Annotated in this window: 10 protein-coding genes; 2 read left to right on the forward strand and 8 right to left on the reverse strand. The window is 67.0% G+C overall.

Annotation, left to right across the window (positions count from 1 at the left end):
• Positions 1-59: 59 nt before the first annotated feature.
• A complete protein-coding gene (locus tag AC1RJ5_RS11390; RefSeq protein ID WP_269573791.1) occupies positions 60-1,028 on the forward strand; it encodes a hypothetical protein in 969 nt (322 codons plus the stop codon).
• Here AC1RJ5_RS11390 and AC1RJ5_RS11395 read toward each other — a convergent pair.
• From AC1RJ5_RS11395 to AC1RJ5_RS11425, 7 genes are all read right to left on the reverse strand, one after another.
• Positions 1,022-2,572, reverse strand: a complete 1,551-nt coding sequence (locus tag AC1RJ5_RS11395; RefSeq protein ID WP_269573790.1) for a sodium:solute symporter — start codon at positions 2,570-2,572, stop codon at positions 1,022-1,024. The two genes, AC1RJ5_RS11390 and AC1RJ5_RS11395, sit on opposite strands and share 7 nt — an antisense overlap.
• A gap of 8 nt (positions 2,573-2,580) precedes the next feature.
• The gene (locus AC1RJ5_RS11400; RefSeq protein ID WP_493113393.1) at positions 2,581-3,819 is read right to left on the reverse strand and encodes an exo-beta-N-acetylmuramidase NamZ family protein; all 1,239 of its coding nucleotides are present in this window, start codon (positions 3,817-3,819) and stop codon (positions 2,581-2,583) included.
• The gene (locus AC1RJ5_RS11405) at positions 3,816-4,994 is read right to left on the reverse strand and encodes a serine hydrolase domain-containing protein (protein WP_493113395.1); all 1,179 of its coding nucleotides are present in this window, start codon (positions 4,992-4,994) and stop codon (positions 3,816-3,818) included. The genes AC1RJ5_RS11400 and AC1RJ5_RS11405 overlap by 4 nt, the downstream gene beginning before the upstream one ends.
• 110 nt (positions 4,995-5,104) lie before the next feature.
• The gene (locus AC1RJ5_RS11410) at positions 5,105-5,470 is read right to left on the reverse strand and encodes an EF-hand domain-containing protein (protein ID WP_493113397.1); all 366 of its coding nucleotides are present in this window, start codon (positions 5,468-5,470) and stop codon (positions 5,105-5,107) included.
• A gap of 29 nt (positions 5,471-5,499) precedes the next feature.
• On the reverse strand, positions 5,500-11,517 hold the full coding sequence (locus AC1RJ5_RS11415; RefSeq protein WP_493113399.1) for an autotransporter-associated beta strand repeat-containing protein: 6,018 nt from the start codon (positions 11,515-11,517) through the stop codon (positions 5,500-5,502).
• 376 nt (positions 11,518-11,893) lie between these two features.
• Complete coding sequence (locus tag AC1RJ5_RS11420) at positions 11,894-12,640, reverse strand: FadR/GntR family transcriptional regulator (RefSeq protein ID WP_269573785.1); 747 nt, start codon at positions 12,638-12,640, stop codon at positions 11,894-11,896.
• Between the two features lie 95 nt (positions 12,641-12,735).
• A complete protein-coding gene (locus tag AC1RJ5_RS11425) occupies positions 12,736-15,636 on the reverse strand; it encodes a TonB-dependent receptor (RefSeq protein ID WP_493113401.1) in 2,901 nt (966 codons plus the stop codon).
• A 129-nt stretch (positions 15,637-15,765) separates the two neighbouring features.
• Between AC1RJ5_RS11425 and AC1RJ5_RS11430 the strand changes: the two genes are divergently transcribed.
• Positions 15,766-16,800 (forward strand): PfkB family carbohydrate kinase, encoded by a 1,035-nt coding sequence (locus tag AC1RJ5_RS11430; RefSeq protein ID WP_493113403.1) that lies wholly within the window; start codon positions 15,766-15,768, stop codon positions 16,798-16,800.
• 327 nt (positions 16,801-17,127) lie between these two features.
• Here AC1RJ5_RS11430 and AC1RJ5_RS11435 read toward each other — a convergent pair whose 3' ends face one another.
• A complete protein-coding gene (locus AC1RJ5_RS11435) occupies positions 17,128-17,901 on the reverse strand; it encodes a TSUP family transporter (RefSeq protein WP_493113405.1) in 774 nt (257 codons plus the stop codon).
• Between the last annotated feature and the right edge of the window lie 34 nt (positions 17,902-17,935).

Here is a 17,935-nt window from a genome sequence, read left to right on the forward strand (position 1 = left end):
AGTGCTGGAGCGCTCCGGGGCGGCGTGATATTCCAGAGATGCTGCTTGGGGAGTTCAACATGGCGTCGCCGATCAAGATCCTGCTCCAGACCACGATCCCGCCGGTCGAGGATGACTGGAACATCCGCCGCTTCTCGATGCTCCACGCGCATCTTGCCGGCCTGACCGGCGAGGACGGCGCGCCGCTGTTCGAGGTGACCGCGCGCGATCGCACGCCCCCCGGCACGCCCGACCCGGTGCTCTCGACGCTCGACGATTCCGATTTCGACCAGCTCTGGCTGTTCGCGGTCGATACCGGCGACGGACTGGCCGAGGCGGATTGCGCCGCGATCAGCCGCTTCCGCGAAAAGGGCCGCGGCCTGATGGTGACGCGTGACCATATGGATCTGGGCTGTTCGGTCTGCTCGCTCGGCGGCGTCGGCGCGGCGCATTATTTCCACACCCACCATCTCGATCCGGACGAGGCCCGTCGGGTGATCGACGATCGCGAGACCAGCTATATCTCCTGGCCCAACTATCATTCGGGCGCGAACGGCGATTTCCAGGAGATCGCGATCCTCGGCGATGCCCATCCGGTGCTGCGCGACGATGACGCCCCCGGCGGCCTGATCCGCTACCTTCCCTCGCACCCGCATGAAGGCGCCGTCGGCGCGCCCGCGGACGATCCTTCGGCCCGCGTCGTCGCGATCAGCACCAGCAAGGTCAGCGGCAACGCATTCAACATCGCCGTCGCCTTCGAGCCTTCGGATCAGGGCGGCCCCGCCTGGGCGGAATCGACCTTCCATCATTTCGCCGATTACAATTGGGATCCCGCCAAGGGCTGCCCGACCTTCGTCAGCGAGGCGCCCGGCAATGCGCTGGCCGCATCGCAGGAAGCCCAGGCGTCGGTCCGCAACTATGTGCGCAACCTGGCGCTCTGGCTGGCGGGCCAGCTGCCGATCGACGAGCGCGCCCAGCAGCTCGACCGTGAGCTCGACGAAGCACTCGAGGAAAGCTTCCCCGCAAGCGACTCCCCCGCGATCTACTGATCCGCGGTTCTGCCCGGCGGCGCGACCGCGACCAGGAACGCAACCGCGCTGCCGATGCAGAGCTGGAACGGGAAGGCAAGATGCGCCAGCGCCCCGGGCAGGCCGATCGTGCCCGCGATCTTTGGCTGGAGCAGCAGCACCACGAAGAAGCCGGCGATCAGCGCGGCGATCACCGATTCGGTAGTCCCACGCGGCGTGAAGATCGCGGTCATGTAGACGCCGATCAGCCCGGCATAGGCGAACACCATCACCGACAGCGCGAATTCGAGCAGCCCGAGCTGGGCATAATGCTGCCAGTAGAAGGACAGCACCGCGACGATCAGCATCGCCACGCCGATCACGCCCATGCCGGCGCGCCCGGCCTGGACATAGTGATGCTCGGACACTTCGCTCCGCCCCGCGCGCCACGGCCGGTAGAAGTCCTCGATCAGCACCGACGACATCGCGTTGAGCGCCGAGTTGGTCGTCGCCACCGCCGCGGCGATGATCCCGGCGGTCACCAGCCCCCGCAGGCCGGGCGGCAGCTGGGTGAGGATGTAGTGCATGAAGATGCTGATCTTCTCGCCGCCAAAGGCAAGGCTTGCGCCCGCCGTCGCACCGCCCATCAGCTCGGGCCGGTCGTAGAAGACATGGAGCAGCAGCCCGATCGTGATGAACAGCGCCACCACCGGCACCGTCGCGATCACCGACCAGTACAGGCTGCGCGCACCGGTCTTCGCGTCCTTGCAGGCAAGCAGGCGCTGGGTGGTGTCCTGGTCGAGCCCAGAGGACGCGATGTAGAGCAGCGCGATGCCGGTCACAATCGCGAGCAGAGAGAAAGGCTTGGACAAGTCGGTGGTCAGGTCGAACAGCCGCAGCTTGTTGGCGCCGTCGGGCGCATGGGCAAGCCCCTGGAGGATCTCGGCATTGGTCGCCGGGATGCCCGAACGCAGATAGACCAGCACCGCGATCGCGGATCCGACGAAGATCACGAACTGGATCAGGTCGATCCACAGCACCGACTTGAGCCCGCCGACAAAGGTCGAGAGGAAGGCTGCGGCGACAAGCAGGGTGGCGGCGATGAAGATGCCCTGCGCGCTCACCGTGCCGGTCATCACCATCGCGATGGCAATGGCGGCAAGGTAGATGCGCGCGCCGCCCGCCAGCACCCGGCCGAACAGGAACATGCCGCCCGCCCAGCGCGTCGCCAGCGGCCCGAAGCGCTGGCCGAGCAACTCGTACACCGTCGTCACCCGCGCCGCGTAGAAGCGCGGGATCAGCACATGGGCGACGAAGATCGCGCCGATCAGCCCGCCCAGATTGGTGCCGAGATAGGTGAAGTCGCCATGGTAGCCGAAATCCGGCGCGCCGAGGAATGTCGCGGCGGATTGCGTGGCGGAAAGCACCGAGATCGCAGCCAGCCAGGCGGGGACGTTGCCGCCGGCGAGGAAATACTCCTTCGCCGTGCCGGTATGGCGCGGCGTGAACAGCCAGCCCCCCGCGATCAGCACCGTCAAGTAAAGGAGGATGACGACCCAGTCGGTCAGGCTGAAAGGCAGGTGCATCGCGGTCCTCAGTACAGCAGGTAGCGCGCGCGCCGCGCCTTGAAGCGGTTCAGCTCGGCTTGCCAGCCGGCGGCGATCTTCCTCGGGTCCATGCCCGCCTTGATCTGGTCGAGCACCGCGCGGTTGCGCAGCAGCCGGTCGACCTTCTCGATCTGGAAGGTGGCGCCATAGAGTTTCCACAAGGCGGCGACTGCCTCGACGCCCAGCGCCGGCGCGTCGATCCGGTCACGGTCGAGCAGCAGCACTTCGACGCCCTGCACGCGCTGGCCGGCAAAGGGATACAGCTTGTCGTTCGCCGGCACATAGGTGACCGGCAGGAAGCGCACACCGGGGATCGCCCGCGCGTTCAGATAGGCTGCCAGCTCGGTACCCTTGATCCAGGGCGCGCCGAAGCGGAGGAACGGGACCTCGCCCGGCCCCTTGATGTTGACATTGGTACCCTCGAGCAAGGCCGTGCCGGCATAGGCCGTGGCTTGCGTTATGCTGCGCAGGTTAGGCGAGGGGTTGATCCACAGCAGCCCGGTCTGGTCGTACCAGTCGGCGCGCTTCCAGCCGGTCATCCGAACCACGGTCAGCCTGGCGCCGATCCTGTCCTCCGCGTTGAACAGGGTCGCCAGCTCGCCCATCGTCATGCCCGGGCGCATGGGCTCGCTATGGGCATTGGTGTAGTCCTCGCGCCCCGGCGTCGAGACCGGCCCCTGCACCGCCAGCCCGCCCAGCGGGTTCGGCCGGTCGAGTATGATCACTTCCACGCCGTTCGCCGCACAGGCCTGGAGGAAATATTTGGTGAGCGTCTGGAAGGTCCAGTAGCGCACGCCGGCATCCTGCAGGTCGATCACAACAGCGTCGATCCCGGCAAGCTGCGCCGCGCTTGGCCGCTTCTCGGCATCGGTGCGGCCATAGAGGCTGACGATCTCCAGGCCGCTTGCCGCATCGACCTTGTCGTCGATGTCCATGTCGTCGGTCAGCGCATTGATGCCGTGCTCGCCGCTGAACAGCTTGGCGACCACCATGCCCGGCACCGCCGCCTGCCCCTTGCTGCGCAGCACGTCGATCGTCCGCCGTCCCTCACGGTTGACGCTGATCGGATTGGCGAGGATCGCCACCCGCAGCTTGCCGCCATGCCGCGCGGCCGCTTCCCGCAGCTGCGCGAAGCCGGTCTGCTGCAACACATCGATCCCGGTACGCACCTGTGCCGCTGCCGGCATCGCCATCAGCAACGCCAGCAGGACTAGCAGCCGCCTCACTTCGCCGCATCCAGCGCCGTCAGCACGGCGGTGTGGATCGCCGGCCGCGCCTTGAAGATCTCGGCATTGTTGCGGGTCGGGTTCACCCGGTTGGTGAGCAGGATGATGAACGCATCGCGGTCCGGATCGATATAGATCGACGTGCCGGTAAAGCCGGTATGGATGATCGCGCGAGGCGAGCCCAGCGGCCCCGTGAATCCCTTCTCCGAAGGCATGTCCCAGCCCAGCGCGCGGCTGCTCCCGGCGGGCAGGCCCTGGGGCTGCATGAACAGCTTCACCGTCTCGGGCTTGAGCAATTGCCGCCCATGCCAGCGGCCGTAATTGAGATAGAGCTGCCCGATCCTGGCCAGGTCCACCGCGGTCGAGAACAGCCCGGCATGGCCCGCAACGCCGCCCATCACATAGGCATTCTCATCATGCACCTGCCCGCGCATCAGCCGGTGACGGAACTTGTCGTCCTGCTCGGTCGGCACGATCCGGGACATAAGCTTCGGCGACGGGTTGAACCCCGTGTCCTTCATGCCGAGCGGCCCGAACAGCTCCTGCTTCAGGAACCTGTCCAGCGGCTGCCCGGCGATACGCTCGACGATCTCGCCGACCAGGATCAGGTTGAAGTCCTGATAGACATAGACCGTCCCCGGCGGGCTGCCGACCGGCATGGTATGGATCTGGCGCAGGATGCCGGCGCGGTCGCTGGCATTGCCCCACAGCACCCCAGCGGGTGCCTTGAACCCCGAGCTGTGGCTGAGCAGATGCCGCACGGTGATCGCCTCGTGCCCCGGCGTGCCGGCGAATTCGGGGAGGTAGCGCTGCACCGGCGCATCGAGATCGAGCCGCCCGCGATCGTAGAGCAGCGCCGCCGCGCTGGTCGTCGCCACCACCTTGGTGAGCGACGCCAGGTCGAAGATCGCATTGCGGGGCATCGCCGGCGCGCCCGCTTCGCTGTCGATATGACCGAACGCCTTCACGGCCAGCAGCTTGCCATGCTGACCGACCGCGAGCACCGCACCGGGAAACGCCTTGCCGACCCAGGCATCGACTTCGGCAAAGGCAGGGGCCAGCTGCACATGGCGCGCGGCGGCATGGGAAGCGGGGGACGGCGCGGGATTGGCCGCACCGGGCAGGAGCAGCGCGCCGGCGGCCAGCAGCGGCCAGTATCGTCCCGTCGCGGCCATCTTCTTCTCCCCAGCGTCCCGCATTTCGCGGCAGCATGGGGTGGGTGCGGGCACGGGGTCAAGGAACCGCGCCTTGCCCGCCTATAACCAGCGGGCAAGGCGCCAGTGCATCACTGCGCGGCTTCGTCCGCGTCGATCAAGCCATTCTTGTTGGCATCGGCCCGGTCGAACTTGGCGAGGTCCTCGGCCGCCAGCTCGTCGGCGCTGACACTGCCGTCGCCATTGGTGTCGAGCCGCTTGAAGCGACGATCGACCTTGGCCTGGTCCATCGTCTCGCCGCGCTTCTCGGCTGCCTTGGTCATGAACGCCAGCAGCTCCGCCGGGCTCGCCTTGCCGTCGCCATTGGTGTCGAGGTTCTTGAACTTCTTGGCCGATGCCGCCTGCGCCTCGGCGCGGGTCTGGCCGGCCTTCTGCGCCAGCGCCTGGCCCGAGATCAGCAGCGCACCCATGGTAATCGCGATCTTCAACGTCTTCATGTCCAACTCTCCTTGGTTTTTCTTCTCGATCAGAACCGGAACCCGGCGCTCGCGCGTGCGGTCACGCCCGATCCGCCGCTACCCGTCTCCCCGCGCACGCCCATGCCCAGGACGAAGCGGCCGACATTGGTGGAAGCATCGATCCGCCCGGTCACCACCGTGCGGCCGAACTGCGTCCCGCTCGCCTCGAAACCATTGCCGGTATCGACGAACTTGAACAGCCGCCGCGCTTCCGGATCGCCCAGATAGGAGCGCCCGCCCAGGTCGCCGCTCAGCGTCACGCCGTTGATCGTCGCGGTGCCGCGCACGCCGTAATTGGCCAGCGTCGTGGTGCTGCGCGCCTTGCCGGCGACCAGCGCCGCGGCGCCGCCCCATTCCTGTACCCGGTCGAAGCTCGCCGAGCTCACGCTGGCGCCGACATAGGGGCCGACGCGCGCGCCCTTGCCCATCGGCGCCATCCAGGCGAGCTCGCCGAAGCTGGTATAGCTATGGCCATCGCCGTCCGAGGTGAGGTGATTGGCAAGCCCGCCGAACGCGATCCGGCGATCGGTCGAGAAGGTATGCGCCGAATAGCCCGCGCCGCCCGCGATGCGCAGCCCACCCCAGCTATAGCCGAAATAGGCAAAGGCCGAATTGCTCACCAGCTGGCCGTCGCTCGCCCGCGCATCGAGGCTGATGTCGTTCTTCGCATAGCGATAGGAGAAGCCGTAGCGCAGCGTAGCGCCGGTCACTTCGATGCCACCCGAGATCACCTGGCGATCCGACTCGATGCCCGCCAGGCCATCGCGTGCACGCGCCTTGAGCTGGCCGAGGTCGCCCGCGATCCAGGCGGTCTTCTTCTGCCCGCGCGGCCCGTCGATCCGCCCGATCAGCTCGCGCGCGGTGTCATGCCCGTCGCGCCCGGCGACCGTCATGCCGACCGCGAACACTTCGCCCGAAAGCTGGTCGAACGCATTCCGCGCATCACCGGCGTTGAGCCCGATCACCGCGTCGAACACCTCGCCCGAGCTCCGCGCGCCGACCGCGGCGGCAACCGCGACCTGGTTCGGCGTCTGCGCCACCGCGCCCAGGCTCACATCGTTGCGCAGCAGCCGCAGCTGCACGCTCGCCGCGCTGTAGACCAGCGACGGCGTCAGGAAGGCGAGATCGGTGATGACGCTGCCGAACGTACCGGTCACGCTCGATCCGGACAGGATAGTGTAGGTGGTGAGCGGCAGGAAGTTGGTCGCCCCGCCGGTCAGCACCGAGACCGAGCCGCCATTGATCGTCACCGCGCCCGTCGCGATGATCTGGTCCGAGATGCCGGTCGGCGACACTTCGACCTGATAGGTCGATCCCGCCGCGAAGGTCAGGCTGCCCGCCACGTTGAGCGTGCCGATCGAATTGCCCGGCGCCACCGTGCCGGTGACGCTCAGCAATCCGGTCCTGCCGGATCCGCCCAGCCGCCCGTTCGCACCGATCGTCAGCGTGCCCGTCAGCGAGCCGTTCACCACCAGCAGGCCCTCGTTGATCGTGGTCGAGCCGGTGTAGGTGCTGGCGCCGTTCAGCATCAGCGTGCCGGCACCCGACTTGACCAGCCGGCCGGTTCCCGAGAGCACGCCCGAATAGCTCGAGCTGTTCACGCTGTTCACGGTCAGCACCGCGCTGCCGAGCGCGATGTTGCCGTCACCGGCCAGCCCGCCCACGGTCGTCGCGAAGTTGGCCAGGTTGACCGCGCCCGGCGCCGTCACGGTCAGCACGCCGCTGCCGAATGCGTTGGCGATGCCAGCGGCCAGCGTGCCGCCGGTCACGGTCGTGCCGCCGGAGTAAGTGTTGGCGGCGCCAAGCGTCAGCGTGCCGGTCCCTGTCTTCACCAGGCTGCCGGTGCCGCTGATCACGCCGGTGAAGCTGCTGTTCGTGGTGCCGCCCGCGCTCAGCGATCCGCTGCCGAGCAGCACGCGTCCCGCGCCGCTCAGCGTCCCCGCAGCTACAGTACCGCCATTGACGTCGAGCGTCGCGCCGCTCGCCACGCTCAACGCACCGCCGCCGGCGATCGAGCCGCCATCCAGCCGCAGCGTGCCCGCCGAGACATTGGTGGCGCCGGTATAGCTGTTCGCTCCCGCCAGCGTGAACACGCCGCTGCCCGCCTTGGTCAGCCCGCCGCTGCCGCTGATCGTCCCGGCATAGCGCGTGTCGGTGTTGCCGCCGCCGGTGGTCAGGCTGCCGCCCGAAAGCGTCACGCTGCCTGTACCCGCAAGGCCGGCAATGGTCTGCGAGGCAGCAAGGTCGAGCGTTGCGCCTGTCGCAATGGTCACGCTGGTGCCCGTCGGCAACGCCCCGCCCACCCCGGCACGAAGGATACCGCCCGCAACAATCGTCGCGCCGGCATAGCTGTTGACGCCGGACAGGATCAGCGTGCCCGTATCGAGCTTGTTGATCCCGCCATTGCCGCCGATCCCGGCGCTGATCGTCGCGGCCACGCCCGGATCGACACGGATATTGGTCTGGGCATCAGCCAGGCTCAGCGTCCCGGTGCCCGCCGCGATCACATAGCCGCCGGTCATGAACTGCATGCCGGTGGTGCTGATCGCGCCGTCGATCGTGACGGTCCCCGCCGGCCCCTGGAACACGGCGAAGCGCCCGCCCCAGCTGTCGTTCACCGCGCCATTGGCATCGGTCCAGTTGGTTCGGGCACTGGTCCAGCTTCCCGAGCCACCGCCGACCGCGCCATTCGCGCTGGTGCCGGCACCGTCCCAGAACTGAATCTCGGGGACGATATTGTCATAGACCAGGTTGATCTGGTTCCCGACCGAGGTCTGCAGGTTGATGTGCGGGACATTGGAACCCGCCGGCAGCGCGCCGATAGCCAGGCCATTGTCGGTGAGCGCGCCCGTATAGTCGATCAGGCGATAGACGCCGACGCCGAAGCCGCCGAGATCGGTAACGTTGAGCGTGCCGTCCAGGGTCAGGTCACCATTGACCTGGATCCGGTCGCTCACGCCCGCCACGTTCGGCGCACCCAGGCCCATGTCGAGCACGGAGCCGGTGGAAAGCACCAATCCACCGGTGGTCAGCGTCCCCGCCCCGGCGCCACCTGCCGCGAGATGCGCGCCGTCGGCGATCGTCACCACGCCGCCCGCGCTGCCCGATCCGCTCAGCGTCGCGCCGCTCGCGACATTCACCGCGCCCGCGACGCTGCCATCGAGCTGCAGCGTGCCCGCATTCACCTCGGTCGCGCCGAGATAGGCATTGGCGCCGCCCAGAGTCAGCGTGCCGGTACCCGTCTTGGTCAGCCCGCCGGAACCGCTGGCCACACCGCCGAAGTTGTCATTGGCGTTGAGCCCGCCGGTGGTGAGGTTCGCGCCGAGCAGCACGCCGCCGGCGCCGTTGAGCCCGCCGATGCTCTGGTCCGCACGGATATCCAGCGTCGCGCCTGCGGCGACATTGACGTTGCTGGTCGTCGGCAAGGCCCCGCCGTTCAGCGCGACCAGTGTGCCACCCAGCACATTGGTCGCGCCGGCATAGCCGTTGGTCCCGGACAGGATCAGCGTGCCGGCATCATTCTTCACCAGCCCGCCGCTGCCGTCGATGCCGGCGCTGATCGTCGCGGTCACGCCCGGATCGACGCGGATATTGGTCAGCGGGCTGTCGGCGCTCAGCGTGCCCGTGCCGGCGGCGATCTCATAGCCATCGGTCATGAACTGCGCGCCGGTGAACAGGATTGCGTCGTCCACCGTCACCGTGCCGGCGGCGCCGCCGAACACGCCGAATGCACCGGACCAGGCGCTGTTGTTGGTCGCCGCCGCGTCGGTCCAGTTGGGGAAGCTGTTGGTCCAGCTGCCGCTACCGCCCTGTGCGATGCCGTCGCCCGAATTGTCGGTGCCATCCCAGAACTGGATCGTGGTCGCCGCCGGCGTGCCGTAGATCAGGTTCACCTGGGTCGCGACCGATGTCTGGACGGTCATCAGGCTGCCATTGGCGCCGGCCGGCACCCCGCCAATCACCAGGCCGTTGTCGGTCAACGCGCCGGTATAGTTGATCAGCCGATAGACCCCCTCGCCGAACCCGCCGACATCGGCCACGTTGAGCGTGCCGTCGAGGATCAGGTCGCCATTCACCTGGATACGGTCGCCGGTGCCGGGCGCGGCGAGATCATAGTTGAGCACCGAGCCTGCCGAAAGGACCAGCCCGCCGCTGGTCAGCGTCCCAACCCCGCCGCTGCCGGGCGCCAGGATCGCACCGGATGCGTCAAGCACCCCGTTGATCCGGCCTGCCCCGGAAAGGCTGGTGCCCGCCGCCATCGTCACATTGCCCGACCAGCGGCCGGATAGCGCCACGCCGCCGCCGTTGATCGCCAGCACGCCGCTCGCCGTATTCTGGCCCGACAGCGTCAGCGTGCCACCGCCGACCTTGGTCAGCCCGCCAAGCTGGCTGACCACGCCGGAGAAGCTGGTGTCGCCGCCGAGCCCGCCGGTGGTGAGCGTAGCGCCGCTGGTGCTGCCGGTGTTGACGAAGCCGTCCCCCGAAAGGTTGCCGATCGTCTGGTTGTACCCGATCTGGGTGTTGCTTCCCGAGCTGTTCACGCCATTCAGGTCGAGCGTGCTGGTGCCGGTGACGATCACCGCCGAATTCGCCGAGAAGGCGTTGTCGAGCAGGCCGCTGCGCAACATGCCGCCACCGCTGATGATGGTGTCGCCGGAATAGTTGTTGGCAGTGGTCAGCGTCAGGTTGCCGGTGTTGACGAGCTGGAGCCCGCCGGTGCCGCTGATCGCGCCGAAGCTCTGCAGGTTGCGGGTGCGGTTCAGGATCAGCGTGCCGTTGTTGACGATCGCGCTGCGGACCTCGCCGCCGGTCGTGGCGTCGAAATCGTCGAGCCGCAGGGTCGCGCCCGCTGCGATCGTCGTGCCGAAGCGCGGCGTCTGGGTGTTGATGATGCCCCAGGTGCCACCCTGCACATTGAGCGTGTCGAAGCCGGTGGTGGAAACCAGCGTCTGCGATCCCGTGCCGGTCAGGTTCAGTATGTCGTTGGAATTGGTGTTGGTGGTCGCCGCGATGGTGCCGTTGATCGTCGCGCCGGTCTCGATCGTCAGCGTGTTGACCGTGCCCGCGATCGGCGAACCGCCGAAATTCACCGCATAGCCATTCGCGTTGGTGCCGGTGCCGGCACTGGTGGTGCTACCCGCAGCCAGCGTCACGCTGTTCAGATAGCTGTTGTTGACGACCAGGCCGGTGGTCGAGCTGACCGAATAGCCCAGGTTGATCCGGATCGCCTCGTTGGTCCCGCTGCCACCGCCGGAGCTGGCGATCGTCCCGCGGTTGACGATCGCGGTATTGCCCGTGCCGATGATCCCGTACAGGCCGGTGATCACGCCGCCGGCCTGGTTGGTAACGTCCAGCGTGCCGGCATTGTGACCGCGTACCGCTTCTCCCTGGGTCGCCGCGGCACCGTTTCCGGTGATCGTCCCCGAATTAGTCAGGATCAGCGCACCGGTGCTGACGATGCCCTGCGATCCGGTGATCGAGCCCCCGGCGCGGTTGACGACGTTGAGCGTGACGCGCGTGGCGGCAAGATCGATGCCCCGCCCCTGCACGGTCACCGCGCCATTATAGTCGATCCCGGTGCTCAGGATCGTGCCGCTGTTGTCGATGGTGACGGTGCCGGCGCTGTACCCGGCCGTGGTCTCGGAAAAGCGGATCGCGCTGTTGCCCGATCGGATCGTGCCGCGGTTGGTGATCAGGGTGGTGCGATCGGCGAAATCGCCGCTGCTGCTGATCCCGCGGCCGTTGCTGTTGGTCGAGGTCGCACCGGTTTCGAGCGTGCCGTCATTGGTGATCACCACGCCGGTGCCGGTGCTGGTGCCGTTGACGCTGATCGCCTGGTTGCCGGTAGGCGTCGCGATCGAGCCGGTGGATGTCACCGTCACCGTGCCGGCACCGCTCACATTCACGCCGGTGGTGCGCACCGTCGAGACCGTGGTCTGGGCATAGGCCGTGCCGGGCAGCGCCACGAAGCAGGCGGAAAGCAGCAGGCGGGTGCGCAGGCTGCGCGCGCGGATCGTTCTAGTCATGAGTCATCCCCCCATCGCGGCGCGTGCCGCATGGCCAAGTCCGGCGCGGAGCCGGGTTTCGCGATTTCTGGTGGGGCATGCGCGCGGCAGCGGCCGCGTCCCTACGGCCCCTCGTTGCGTGCGCTTATCTTCGCATCCGCATCCGGCATCTCTCCCTGGCAGCGTCCGGCTTGCCCGTGCATGCGGGTGCCGCTTTTGTCCTCAGGGATAAGGCCAGACCTTCAATCCGGAGTCAATAGAATGGTTAGTCCAGATTTGGCATATTGGTTCGTATACCAGTAAACAGACCAGTACGGCCGACTTGCATGCGAAAACGCGCGCCGCGGCAGGTGCCGGGCGCGCGCTGGAGTAGCGGTATCGAAAGGAGTCCGGTCGTTCAGCTCAGCTGGGCGCTGATCAGGAAGCGGTTGCGGCTTGCCTCGGCCTTGCGGCGCAGCTCCATGATCTCACGTTCTTCCGATGCCTTGAGCATCGCCTCGAGCAGCCGGCTGAAATGCTTGCGCATCGCCGTGCGCGCCGCCACCGAGTCGCGGTTCTTCAGCGCCTCGAGCACCGCGGCGTGCTCGTCATGCCGGCTGTCCTCGTCCTTGCTGCACACCGAGGCGTGGAGCGCGCAGATCTCCGGGATCTCGGTGCGCATCCGCCACAGGGTGGTGATCACGAACATGATCGCCTGGTTGCCCGATGCCCCGGCAATGGCGAGGTGGAAGGCGCGGTCCGCCTCGGTGGCGGCGGCGCTGCCCTCCTCGGCTTCGTCCATGGCGGCCACCAGCGATTCGAGCACCTGGAGCTGCTCGTCGCTGATCGTCGGCGCGGCGAGCGCGGCCGCCTCGGACTCGAACAGCGAACGCGCCTCGGTGAGCTCGAACGCGCTCACCACCGGCAGCTGGCCGACGCTCGGCTCGTTGCGATCGCAGACATAGACGCCCGAGCCGGTCTTGATCCGCACCAGCCCCTGGGCCTGGAGCGCGATCTCCGCCTCGCGGATCGTCACCCGGCTCACCCCGAGCCGCTCCGCCATCTCGCGCTCGCCGGGCAGCCGCGAGCCGGGAGGGAAAGTGCCCTCCGCGATCATCGCCGCGATGCGTTCGGCGATATCCTGGAAGAGACGGCGTTCGGCCATTGGGTCCTCGGGTAGCTTGGTCTGACGATCAGCAATGCCCCAGGCTGCGGGATTTTGGAATAGGCAATTGGTCCGCAGCCTGCTTCCGGTCCGCCTTAACGGAGACGAACGCGGAAGCTCAGGAAATATTGCGGGCCGTAATATTCCACGTTCCGGGTGCTGCCGACGACCGGCATATACTCGACGCGCGGCTCGTTGAAGATGTTCAGCGCCTGGAAGCGGATGTCCGCCTGCTTGTTGATCTTGTAGCTCATGTTCACGTCGAAGGTGTTGTTGCCCTCGACATAGCGCAGCTGGGTGTTGTCGCTGGTGAACGACTGATAATAGCGCGAGCGATAGCGATAGATGCCCTGCAGCGAGATCGGCCCGATCTCGTAGAAGGCCTGGGCCGAGAAGACGTGCTTCGAATAGCCGCTCAGCCCCGCCGCCGGGATCAGCCCGGGGATCACGTCGCCGGTCGCGCTGTCGATGATATCCCCATAACGAATGTCCTGCGTCTTGTAGTTCGACCAGGCGTAATTGTAGCTCAGCTTAACGCCCAGCCCGTCGAGCGGATGCGGCAGCCAGCTGAACCGGTTCGACGCAGTGAACTCGACGCCGTACAGGTCGGACTTGTCCTTGCTGTTGGTCGTCTGGGTGACCGGCACCGCATAATCCTGGCCGCCGATCGTGAAATTCTCGTCGGTCGTGATCGGGATCTTCCCGCCGGTGAAGCGCTTGTAATAGGCGGTCGCGGCGAACAGCGTGTCCTTGTTGGCGTAGTATTCGTACGCGAGGTCGGCGTTCCACGACATCACCGGCTTCAGCCGCGGGCTGCCGGTGGCGATGATCGAGTTGATCGCATCGGTGACCGAGGTGAAGCCGTTGCCCACTTCCAGCGTGATGTTGCGGCCGGCACCCAGCGCGCTCGGCGCGGGGCGCGACATTGCCCGGTAGATGCCGGTGCGGATGCGCGACTTGGGGCTCAGGTCGAAGATCGCGTTGACGCTCGGCAGCCAGCGCATCGAGCCTGAGGTGATCCGGGTCGGGGTGAAGCTGCCATTGGCGCGCAGCGAGATGCTGCCGTCGCTGTTGTTGATCACGTCGAGACCCGAGCGCAGGCCCTCCGCCGTCACCTGGGTATGCACCCCGCGCACGCCGAAATTGCCGCGCACCGCCAGGCCGCCGATATGGCCCGAATAGGTCGCCATCGCATAGCCGGCCCAGGTCTCCTCGGTGACGTCCGAATTGTCGACCGAGCGCAGGTCGCCGGTATTGCCGGGATCCTCGGTGCCCAGATAGTTGCGGAACTGGCAGAGCACGTCGAAGGTCGCATAGCTGCCGACGCTCGGGCTCGGCGCGTCGCCCAGGAAGCTGCGCTCCGGGAAAGGGGTGCGGCAGGCCAGGTTGACCGCGCGGTCCACCGCGAGGTCGTTCTGCTGGATGATCAGGTCGTTGCCATAGCCGAAGAAGGTCCGCTTGGCCCAGCGCCCGCCGATGTCGATCCGCTCGATGAAGCCGTCGAGCTTGTAGCTCGCGTCCAGCCGCGCCGAATGAATCTCGTCGTCGCGCCCGTCCTGCGATCGGGTCAGCTGCGCATCGTCGCTGAACGCCGTGTAGTCCGCCGGGTTGAAGCGCGAATCATAGGTGAAGACCGGCAGGAAGCTCTGCGTGAAGTCGACATGATAGGGGATGCGCTGGTTGTTGATCGCCGTGCGCACGCCGAAGATGTCGAGCGGATCGGTGCGCAGCCGCACGGTGCGCGTGATGTCGAGCCGCTTGGTGTGCGAATAGCCGTAATCGGCGCTCACCGTCAGCCGGTCGGTCGGCTTCCATTCGACATTGCCGCCAAAGCCCAGATACTTCTCGTCGCGCAGGAACAGGCCCGACAGCGTCTGCAGCGTCGCCGATCCGTCGGCCGAGAGCATCTGGTGGTTGTCGCCGATCACGACGTTGCGCAGATTGTAGCGCCCTTCCGCCGTGCCGAAGTCGTTGCGTGCCTCGCTATACTGGCGCCGCGAATATTGCAGGTCGAGATTGACGTCGATCGTCGGGCTCGGCTGCCACTGGACCGCGCCGAACACCGCGTTGCGCAGGTCCGAGGTGGTCATCTGGCGATAGAGGTACGAGTTGGACGCGTGGTAATAGGGCGTGCCCGAATTGCCCTGCTGGCGGGTCACTTCGGTGCAGTTGGTGGTCGAGACCACCGCCGCGTTGCAGGTGAACCAGGTCGAGCTGGTATAGAAGCGCTCGACCGGATCATTCACGTCGTTGCGCTGATAGCCGATCGAGATGCCGATCTTGCCCAGGTCGCCCGCGTTGAACTGGTCGATATAGCTGATCGTCGCGCGGTAGCCGTAGGGGCTCTTGCCGCTGATCCGGTCCTGATAGGGATTGTAGTTGCCCTTGATCTCCGCCTGGATGTTGCGGCGCTTGTAGTCGAGCGGCTTGCGCGTCTCGAGCTCGATCAGGCCGGCCACGCCGCCTTCGATCAGGTCGGCCTGCTGCGTCTTGTAGATCTTGATCGCGTTGAACAGCTCGGAGGGGAACTGGCCGAAATTCACCGCGCGGTCGCCCGAGCCGTTGGTCGCCTCGCGCTTGTTGAGCGTCGTCATGCTCAGGCCCGAGCCGAGACCGCGGATCGAGACTTCGGTGGGGCCGTAATTGGCGCGGTCGATCGAGGCGCCGGTGATCGTCGCGATCACTTCGCCGACCGACTGGCCCGGCAGCTCGCCGATTTCCTTGGAGGAAACCGAGTCCACGATCGCATCGGAATCGCGCTTGGACTGGATCGAGCTCTGGATCGTCTCGCGGATCGCGGTGACGATGATCTGGTCTTCCTGCTGCGTTTCCTGCGCCACTTCCGGCGCGGTCGCTTCGGCAGGAGCCTTGCCGGCGGGCGCCGGCTGCGTGTCCTGCGCCCAGGCAGGCGCCGCCGTCAGCGCCGCGGCGATCGACACGCCGGTCAGCAGGGCCGAGCGAGCGCGCATGCGCGCACGGATGGTGCCCAAAGCCATTCGAATCCTCCCCAATCTTCTTTTTATACCAATTCTAGGTACCACAGGTCCGAAGACTGTCAATGATATCTTGATACCAATTATCCAATCCGCTTAGTGCAATGCAGCAAAGCCACAGGGGAGGATTGGATGGCAACCGGACTAACCAGCAGCGGACCAGTACGGCTGATCGGCTTTGGCGAAGTGTTGACGCGGCTCGCGACCCAGGGTCGGGTACAGCTGCCCCAGGCGCAGAGCCTCGACGTGCATATCGGCGGGGCGGAGGCCAATGTCGCCGCCGCGCTCGCGGCGCTCGGCCACCGCACCGCGATGGTCTCGGCGCTCCCCCGGGGCGGCCTGGGCGACGGCGCCTGGCGCGCGCTCGCCGCCGCCGGCGTGGACCTGACCCGGAGCTTCCGCGCGCCGGGCCGCCAGGGCCTGTATTTCCTCAGCCCGGGCGGATCGTTGCGCGCCTCGGAGATCCTCTACGACCGCGCCGGCAGCGCCTTCGCGTCGCGGGACTGGTCCGCATTCGACTGGTCCGCGGCGTTCGAAGGCGCTGAATGGCTCCATGTCTCGGGCATAACCCCGGCGCTGGGTCCCGATCTCGCCGCCGCCACCGGCGCCGCGATGACGGCTGCCCGCGCCGCCGGCCTGCGCGTGTCGTTCGACGGCAACTACCGTGCGAACCTGTGGGCGAGCTGGGACAGCGATCCGCGCACGATCCTCACCGGGCTGGTCCGCCAGGCCGACCTGTTCTTCGCCAATCACCGCGACATGGCGCTGCTGCTCGACCATCCCTTCTCCGGCGATGGCGAAGCGCGACGGCGAGAGGCTGCACTGGCCGGGTTCACCGCTTTCCCCAACCTGAAGTGGATCGCCTCGACGGCTCGCCATGTCGAGACCAGCGACTGCCATCGCCTGGCCGCGCGCATCGACACGCCCGAGGCCGGCTTCCAGACCGCCGAAGTCGCGATGCCCGGCATCATCGACCGGATCGGCGGCGGCGACGCCTTTGCCGCCGGCGTGCTGCACGGCCTGGTCGAAGGTGCCTCGATCCCGCGCACCGCCGAACTCGGCCTGGCCCTGGCCTGCCTCAAGCACAGCGTGCCGGGCGACATGGCGCTGTTCTCCCGCGCCGATGTGGAGGGCTTCTCCGGCGAAGGCGCCGACGTGAAGCGCTGAGGGCCGGCCCAAGCCATATCGTCATGCTGAACTTGTTCGGCTCCCAAGGCTCCCCGGGCGATATCGCTGGTGGAGAATTGGACCCTGGAACAAGTTCAGGGTGACGATAGCTTGCAATGTAGGATTCCGCGTGCTCGGCTCACGCGGCCGGGCCACCACCCGGCCGCTCTTTCAATCTGCAGGAAAAATAGGATCACGCGCCCGCAACAATGTTGCGAGATGCAACGCGTTACCGAGAAAACAGGGAAAATAGCGGCGGCAGAAACCCGCTCTTGGACTGTACTTCGTGTACTTTGCCGAGTGACGGCCGCCGCCAATGTTGGAGCGCTAGAACCAGCCCCAGATCGGGTTCGCCGGATCGGCCAGCAGCTTCACCGTCAGCGCCGCCGAGAGAAGCACCAGCAACGGCCGAACGCCGCGCCCGCCGAAGCGGATCGCCAGCCGCGCGCCGATCTGGTTGCCCGCCATGTTCGCCAGCGCCATCGCGATGCCCAGTCCCCAGAGCAGCTTGCCGCCGGCGATCATCGCCAGCAGCCCGGCCAGGTTGGTCGACAGGTTGAGGAACTTGGTGTTGCCGATCGCCCGCACCAGCCCGAGCCCGGCCAATGCGACCAGCGCCGTAGTAAGGAACGATCCGGTGCCCGGCCCGAAGAACCCGTCGTAGAAGCCGATGCCGGTCACGATCAGCGTCAGACCCTTCGGCCCTATCCGGGCATGCCGGTCCGCCTCGCTCATCTTCGGCGCGAGCAGGAAATAGAGGCCCATCAGGATCAGCAGTACCGGCACAAAGGCGGCAAGGAAGTGCGAGTCGATCAGCTGCAGCGTCACCGCTCCGGCCGCCGCTCCGCCAAAGGCGCCCGCGGCGGGCAGCGCGAAGCGCTTGAAGTCGACATGGCCGGCCCGGGCATAGGTGAACAGCGCGGAGCCGGTGCCGCAGGCGCTCGCCAGCTTGTTGGTCGCGATCGCCGAGACCGGCGGCACGCCCATGGCCATCAGCGCGGGCAAGGTGATCAGCCCGCCGCCACCCGCCATCGCATCGACGGTGCCGGCAAGCAGCGCCATGGTGACGAGGAAAGCGAGGATGTCGGGGGTAAGGTGCATGCGGTCCCGTTAAGGCGATGCCGCAAAATAAAAA

The sequence above is a fragment of the Sphingomonas sp. GW822-FHT03G08 genome (genome assembly GCF_058801135.1).